Consider the following 6,876-nt stretch of genomic DNA (forward strand, 5'->3'; position numbering starts at 1 on the left):
AGCGTCGGCGCGCAGCCGCCGGGCGCGGGCGGTCTCGTCGCGGAACTCGGCCTGCAGGCGCGACAGCTCGCTCTCCGGCGCCTGACGGCCCGAGGCGGCGGGCGCGACGGACACGGCCGCCAGCAGCAGGAGGGGAAGGGCGGCGCGACGCATCTCAGTCGCGATGATAGGGCGATCCGGCCAGAATGGTCACGGCCCGATAGAGCTGTTCGGCCAGCATGGCGCGGGCCAGGGCGTGGGGCCAGGTCTGGGGCCCGAAGGCCAGGGTCGATCCGGCCGCCGCGCGCACGCTCGCGTCCAGCCCGTCGGCTCCGCCGATCGCGAACACCAGCCGCCGCTCGCCCCGGTCGCGCAGCAGGGCGACATGGTCGGCGAAGGCGCGCGAGGAATAGGTCTTTCCCCGCTCGTCGCAGGCGATCAGATGCGCGCCCTCGGCGGCGGCCAGGATCAGCTCGGCCTCCGGCGCCTTGCCCGGCTTCTTCGGCTCCAGGTCGATCAGTTCGAGGGGGCCGAGGCCGAGCGCGCGCCCCGCCAGGGTGGCGCGCCGGGCGTAGTCGTCGGCCAGCGTCGCCTCCGGCCCGCGGCCCGGCCGGCCGATGGCGACGATGCCCAGCTTCACGAGATCAGTCGCGCGCGGTGCGGTGGGCGGAATCGACCGCCCAGATCTTCTCGATGTTGTAGAAGGTGCGCACTTCCGGGCGGAACAGGTGCACGATGACGTCGCCAGCGTCGATCAGCACCCAGTCGCAATGCGGCAGGCCTTCGACCTTGGCCCGGCCCAGACCCTGTTCCTTGAGCGTGCGCAGCAGGTGGTCCGCGATGGCGCCGACGTGGCGGTGCGAGCGGCCTGACGCGACGATCATGGTGTCGGCCATGGCGCTCTTGCCCTTCAGGTCGATCAGGACGATCTCCTGCGCCTTGTCGTCGTCCAGGCGGCTCAGCAGGGCTTCTTCGAGCGGGGTCGCGCCGATCGGGCGCGGGGCGGATTCGCCGACGGGACCGTCGGATTCAAAACCGTCTTCGGAATGGAGAGGTTCGATAGCGTCCATCTCGTGCGCCGTGTTGGAGACGGCGGCGTCTTGCGTATCGTACGCGGGCGAGGGGGTCAGCGGAGGGCTCCGGGAGCGTTGACTAAAGCAGCCCTCTAGCACGGATGGGCCGGATCGTGAACCGGCGCCCCGATCACAGTCGCATCACGCGCCCTTTTCGCCCGCCCGCGCCGCCCGTATGGCGGTGGAGGACCGGGGGTTCAGCGGCGCCGTCAGATAGGTCCAGGCCGGCGCCTTGAGGCTGGGCAGCAGGCCGGCTTGCGCGGCCGGGACGCGGAAGGGCGAGAAGCGCGCGGCCGCCGGCGCCGTGCGGCTGTCCAGCAGCGACCCCGGCCGGGCGATCACCGCCACCGGCATCAGCCGCATAATGTCCGTCCAGCCCCGCCAGCGGTGGAAATCGGCCAGGTTGTCGGAGCCCATCAGCCAGACGAAGTTCACCCCCGGATGGCGCGCGACCAGGGCGCGCAGGGTGTCGACGGTCCAGCGCACGCCGACGCGGCTCTCGAAGTCCGAGACGATCATCGCCGGGCCGTGGGCGTGTTCCCGGGCCGAGGCCATGCGCTCGGCCAGCGGGGCGCTGTGGCGCGCGTCCTTCAGCGGGTTCTGCGGCGAGACCAGCCAGACGACCCGGTCCAGGCCCAGTCGGCGCATCGCGGTCTCGGCGACATGGGCGTGGCCGTCGTGAGCCGGATTGAACGAGCCGCCGAACAGACCGACCTTCATGCCCGGGCTCAGGATCAGGCCGTCGCGCAGCGCCCCGGAAAGGGGGCCGGCGCCTCGGGGCGCGGAACCGGCGTGGAAGAAGGGCAATCGGCGTCTCGATCGGCGTTATGCTCAGCGGCGCCCTTATCATGGGGCCGAACCATCAGCCTACCGATTTCTGGGCTACACCGCCGCGTCGAACAGGGCGTCGCGGGCGACGTCGGCGTGGGTCATGGGAAACAGATGGCCGCCGCCCGCGACGACCTCTACCGAGACGTGGGGCAGGCCGCGCGGCCGCGCCGGCACATGGGTCAGGGCGCCGTGCTCGGCCTTGAGGATGCGGATGGGGTCGCGACAGCGCCGCATGGCCCGCCACGGATCGTGCGCCTGGGACGCATAGTTGGCCGCCTCCCAGGCCGGCGCCGCGGTCAAACCGAAGCCCTCGGCCGTCTCGGTCAGTCCGTCGCTCAGATAGTCGGCCAAGACCATGTCCGGCCAGCCCTTGAAGGCGCCCCGCCCGCGATAGGCGGCCATGGCCTGTTCGCGGCTTTCGAACACGGCGCGGCGGCGCAGGGTCGCGGCGGCGATCGGGATGCGGCCGGCCAGCCGATGCACGAACGGCAGGTTGAAGGCCAGCACGGCGGACCGCTTCCAGATGACCGGGTCGAACAGCACCAGGCTGGAGACGCGGTCCGGCCGCTCGGCCGCGGCCAGCAGCGAGGCCGTCCCGCCCATCGAGTGGCCCGCCAGCACGACCGGCGGCCCGTCGATCGTCTCCAGCAGCGACAGCAGGTCGTCGCGATGGTCCAGCCAGCTGGTCTTGGGCCGCGTGAAGGTGGGCAGGTTCGACCGTCCATGACCCCGCAGGTCCGGGGCCCAGATCCGCAAGGAGGCCGACAGCGGCGCCAGCAGGGAGCGATAGGTGGCGGCGTTGAAGCCGTTGGCGTGCGAGAACACCAGATCGACCGGCCGGTTCTGATCGCCGAAGTCCATCACAGTCATGTCGCCGGCGCCCCAGCGGTTCGCGATCGAAACGGTCAGGCGGCGGGGCGGGGTCATCAGCGCTGCGTCCATGCTCACGCCGCCTCGCGACAGGCTGGACAACGGCCGTGCGCCTCGATGGTGGTGCGGGCGATGGCGTAGCCGGCCTGCGCCGCCGCGGCGTCGATGGCGCCCTGGTCCGGCCCGTTGATCTCAGCCGTGGCCCCGCAGCAGTCGCAGATCAGGAAGGCGGCGGCGTGGGCGGCCTGGCCGTCGTGTCCGGCGCAGGCGACATAGGCGCTGATCGAGGCGATGCGGTGCGCCAGACCCAGCTTCTCCAGGAATTCGAGCGCACGATAGACGGTCGGCGGCTTGGCGGCCTGGCCGTCCTCGCCGAAGCGGGCGATCAGGTCGTAGGCCTTGACCGGCTCTCCCGCTTCCAGAAGCAGCGTCAGCACCCGCCGGCGGGGGGCGGTCATGCGTTCGCCGGCCTGGACCGATCGCGCATCGGCGGCCGCCAGCGCGCGCGACAGGGCGCCGCCGTGCAGGCCGGACCGGTCGTGATCGTGATCGCAGGCGGAACCCATGCGCCACAGCTAATGGCTGGCCGCCTCCGCCGCAACCGAACATGGCTTGACGGTTCGTGATGTTATCTCATAACAGAACAAGACCCCCCGCCTGAGAAGAGTTGTGTCCATGCGTCCGCTTCCCGTCACCCGATCTCCGCTGCTGTCCGCCGTCGCGCTGGGGGCCCTGAGCTGGAGCGCCCTCGCCCAGCCGACCCTGGCGCAGTCCCAGCCGGTCGAGGTCGACGACGTCATCGTCACCGCCACCCCCTTCGGCGTGACCCAGCGCGCCACCACCATCGCCACCGACGTGATCGACGAGCAGCAGCTGGCCATCGCCCCGGCCGTGTCCCTGGGCGACCTGGTCAACGGCATGCCGGGCGTGCGCTCCACCGATTTCGCGCCGGGCGCCAGCCGACCGGTGATCCGGGGCCTGTCGGGCCCGCGCGTCCAGGTCCTGACCAACGGCCTGGGCCAGATCGACGCCTCCTCCGTCTCGCCCGATCACGCCGTCGCCACCGATCCGGCCGAGGCGCACCGCGTCGAGATCGTGCGCGGCCCGGCCACCCTGGTCTATGGCGGCTCGGCCATCGGCGGCGTCGTCAACATCATCGACGACCGCATCCCCGAGCAGCAGCCGGAGAACGGCCTGGAGGGCCGCATCTCGACGCAATACTCCAGCGTCGACGACGGCCGGGGCGCCTCGGGCCACGCCACCTTCGGCGCGGGCCCCTTCGCCTTCAGCATCAACGGCGCGACGCGCGAGACCGACGACTACGACATCCCCGCGCCCGCCGTCTCCAGCATCCTGGCGGAGGCCGAGGGGATCGAACGCGGCGAGGGCGGATCACAGCCCAACAGCTGGTCCCAGCTGAACGCCTGGGGCGTCGGCGGCTCCTACATCGGCGATAAGGGCTTCGTCGGCCTGTCCTACAAGTCGACCGAAAGCGAATACGGCACCGTCGCCGAGCCCGGCGTCTTCATCAACCTGGAGCAGCAGCGCTGGGACGGCCGGGGCGAGTACCGGTTCGACGCCGGTCCCTTCGCCCGGGTCCGCGCCTCCTATGGCCACGCCGACTACACCCACACCGAATTCGAGGGGCCGGGCGAGCCGGGCACCATCTTCAACTCCGATGGCTGGGAGACGCGTGGCGAGCTGATCCAGCGCGCGCGCAACGGCTGGAACGGCGCCATCGGCGTCCAGGCGCTGGAGCGCAATTTCGAGGCCATCGGCGAAGAAGCCTTCGTGCCCACCGTCGATGTCGAGGAGCAGGGGATCTATACGGTCCAGCGCTACGACCGCGATCGCTTCGGCTTCGAAGGCGGCCTGCGTTACGACCGCCGCACCCTGACCGCCACGCCCATCGGCGAGACGACCCAGGTCGAACGCGAGTTCGACAGCTGGTCCGGCTCCGTCGCCGCCTTCCTGCGCCCGCAGGCCGGCCTGTTCCTGGGCGTGAGCCTGTCGCGCACCGAGCGCGCGCCCAGCGAGACCGAACTGTTCGCCGACGGCGTCCACATCGCCACCGACGCCTACGAGACGGGCGACATCGACCTGGACAACGAGAAGGTCACGACGCTGGAAGGCACGATCCACTACGATCGCGGCCGCTTCACCGGCGACCTGCACCTGTACCAGTCCTGGTACGACGGCTTCATCGACGAGCGGGCCACCGGCGACGAGTTCTATTTCGAGGAAGAGGACGAGTATTTCCCGATCTTCCAGTTCGTCCAGACCGACGCGGAGTTCCGCGGCTTCGAGGCCGAGGCCGCCTACGCCCTGTGGGAAAGCGGCGCGCGCAAGGTGTCGCTGGAAGGCGCGGCCGACTACGTTCACGCCGACACCGACCTGGGGCCCGCCGCCCGCATCCCGCCGTGGTCCGCCACCGCCCGTCTGGCCTGGACCAGCCCGCGCTGGGATCTGACCGGCGAGGTGCGCCACGTGGGCGAGCAGGATCGGCTGGCCGACTTCGAGCTGCCGACCGACGCCTATACGATGGTCAACCTCTCGGGGGCCGTGCGGCCGTTCGCCAATCCGAACGTCACCCTCTTCGCCGAGGCGCACAACCTGACCGACGAGGAGGCGCGCGAACACACCTCCTTCCTGAAGGACATCGCCCCCCTGCCCGGCCGCAACCTGCGCCTGGGCGTCACCTACGCCTTCTAAGGCGCGGTTTGCCGATGAGGCGGGCCTGGGCTAGAAGGCCCGCCTCATTCCATTCCAGAGCGTCCTGGCCTCAATGACTGACACCACCCAATCGCCGCTCGAAGGCGCCGTCCTTTTCTACAAGCAGCCGGAGCCGCTGGATCCCACGCAGCACGGAACCCTGGGCGTCAACGCCGCCGAAAAGCCCTACGCCTTCGTGGGTCAGACCAACTTCGTGCCGCTGACGGTGACCGAGTTCGCCGCGTCCGCCCTGTCGTACCCGGTCATCTTCATGGGCGCCCAGAAGCAGCCGGCGGCCGTCATGGGCCTGCGCGCCGGCGAGAACGTCTTCGTCTCGCCCGCCGGCGACTTCGAGCCTGACGCCTACATCCCCGCCTTCGTGCGCCGCTTTCCCTTCGTCTTCGCCGACGACAAGGCCAACCAGCGCCTGATCCTGTGCATCGACCGCGGCGCGGACATCGTCGCCGAGGGCGGCCAGAACCCGCTGTTCGTCAACGGCGAGGCCAGCGACTACGTCAAGATGGCGATGGATTTCTGCAACAGCTTCGAGCAGGAGCGCCAGCGCACCGAGTCCTTCGTCAAGCTGCTGGACGACATGGGCCTGCTGGAGGTGCGCGAAGCCAGCTTCACCCCGCGCAACGCCGACGGCACGCCGGGCGAGCCCCAGAAGCTGGCCGAATACTATGCGGTGTCGGAGGACAAGCTGAAGGCCCTGCCGGCCGACAAGCTGGCCGAACTGCGCGACAACGGCGCCCTGGGCCAGATCTACGCCCACCTGGTGTCGCTGCTGGGCTGGGATCGCCTGATCGCCAAGACCCTGCTGCGCGCCGCCCAGACCCCGGTCGCCGCCAACGCCTGACCGAGCCGCTCGGCCTGAAGATCAGACGCCCCGCCGGTCCGCCGGCGGGGCGTCTTGCTATCTGGAGGCGGGGCTAGCGTTCCTCGTCGGCGTAGATGGCGACCCGGGCCGGTTCGGACGAGGACACCGCGCCGCGATACATGCCCGAGGTGGTCATGGCGTAGGCGGGCGCGCCCCCGAGGCTCATGACGATGACCCCGCCCGATCCGCCCAGCGCCAGGGCTTCGTCGACCTCGGCCTGACCGGCATCTCGGGCCGAAGCGCCCGCCGCGATGCGCGCGCAGATGTCGCGTGCGACGGTGGCGCGGATGTAGAACTCCCCATCCCCCGTGGCCGAGACCGCGCAGCCGTCGCGGTTGGAGGCGTAGGTCCCCGCCCCGATCACCGGCACGTCGCCGACCCGGCCCCAGCGCTTGCCGGTCGTGCCGCCGGTGGAGGTGCCCGCCGCCAGCCGCCCCTCGGCGTCCAGAGCGACGGCGCCGACCGTCCCGAACTTCCGCTCGTTCAACGGCGGCGCGGGCAAGCGGGCCTGCGCGCCCGGCGCCGGCGCCC

At 71.0% G+C, this 6,876-nt stretch carries 8 protein-coding genes; 2 read left to right on the plus strand and 6 right to left on the minus strand.

Annotation, left to right across the window (positions count from 1 at the left end):
* Positions 1–154: 154 nt before the first annotated feature.
* The 5 genes from rlmH to ACE3PU_RS14510 form a co-directional block, all read right to left on the minus strand.
* Positions 155–619, minus strand: a complete 465-nt coding sequence (gene rlmH / locus ACE3PU_RS14490) for a 23S rRNA (pseudouridine(1915)-N(3))-methyltransferase RlmH (protein ID WP_374390806.1) — start codon at positions 617–619, stop codon at positions 155–157.
* 4 nt (positions 620–623) lie between these two features.
* Positions 624–1,049, minus strand: a complete 426-nt coding sequence (rsfS, locus tag ACE3PU_RS14495) for a ribosome silencing factor (RefSeq protein WP_374390807.1) — start codon at positions 1,047–1,049, stop codon at positions 624–626.
* 144 nt (positions 1,050–1,193) lie between these two features.
* Positions 1,194–1,859, minus strand: a complete 666-nt coding sequence (locus ACE3PU_RS14500) for a nicotinate-nucleotide adenylyltransferase (protein ID WP_374390808.1) — start codon at positions 1,857–1,859, stop codon at positions 1,194–1,196.
* Between the two features lie 75 nt (positions 1,860–1,934).
* On the minus strand, positions 1,935–2,825 hold the full coding sequence (locus ACE3PU_RS14505; protein ID WP_374390809.1) for an alpha/beta fold hydrolase: 891 nt from the start codon (positions 2,823–2,825) through the stop codon (positions 1,935–1,937).
* Between the two features lie 2 nt (positions 2,826–2,827).
* A complete protein-coding gene (locus tag ACE3PU_RS14510) occupies positions 2,828–3,319 on the minus strand; it encodes a Fur family transcriptional regulator (protein ID WP_374390810.1) in 492 nt (163 codons plus the stop codon).
* A gap of 109 nt (positions 3,320–3,428) precedes the next feature.
* Here ACE3PU_RS14510 and ACE3PU_RS14515 point away from each other — a divergent pair, with 109 nt between their 5' ends.
* Positions 3,429–5,465: a TonB-dependent receptor gene (locus ACE3PU_RS14515; RefSeq protein ID WP_374390811.1), complete on the plus strand. Its 2,037-nt coding sequence runs from the start codon at positions 3,429–3,431 to the stop codon at positions 5,463–5,465.
* 73 nt (positions 5,466–5,538) lie between these two features.
* A complete protein-coding gene (locus ACE3PU_RS14520; protein WP_374390812.1) occupies positions 5,539–6,324 on the plus strand; it encodes a SapC family protein in 786 nt (261 codons plus the stop codon).
* Positions 6,325–6,397: 73 nt separating this feature from the next.
* Here ACE3PU_RS14520 and ACE3PU_RS14525 read toward each other — a convergent pair.
* Positions 6,398–6,876, minus strand: a 479-nt coding sequence (locus tag ACE3PU_RS14525) for an isoaspartyl peptidase/L-asparaginase (RefSeq protein WP_374390813.1), incomplete at its 5' end; no start/stop codon positions are given.

Origin of the sequence: Brevundimonas sp., from assembly GCF_041911375.1 — a bacterium.
Classification (GTDB): domain Bacteria; phylum Pseudomonadota; class Alphaproteobacteria; order Caulobacterales; family Caulobacteraceae; genus Brevundimonas.

Excerpts from the sequence above, each read along its gene's own strand:
- rsfS (WP_374390807.1), bottom strand. The coding sequence starts at position 1,049 with ATGGACGCTATCGAACCTCTCCATTCCGAAGACGGTTTTGAATCCGAC.
- ACE3PU_RS14520 (WP_374390812.1), top strand. The coding sequence starts at position 5,539 with ATGACTGACACCACCCAATCGCCGCTCGAAGGCGCCGTCCTTTTCTAC.
- ACE3PU_RS14515 (WP_374390811.1), top strand. The coding sequence starts at position 3,429 with ATGCGTCCGCTTCCCGTCACCCGATCTCCGCTGCTGTCCGCCGTCGCG.
- ACE3PU_RS14505 (WP_374390809.1), bottom strand. The coding sequence starts at position 2,825 with ATGGACGCAGCGCTGATGACCCCGCCCCGCCGCCTGACCGTTTCGATC.
- ACE3PU_RS14510 (WP_374390810.1), bottom strand. The coding sequence starts at position 3,319 with ATGGGTTCCGCCTGCGATCACGATCACGACCGGTCCGGCCTGCACGGC.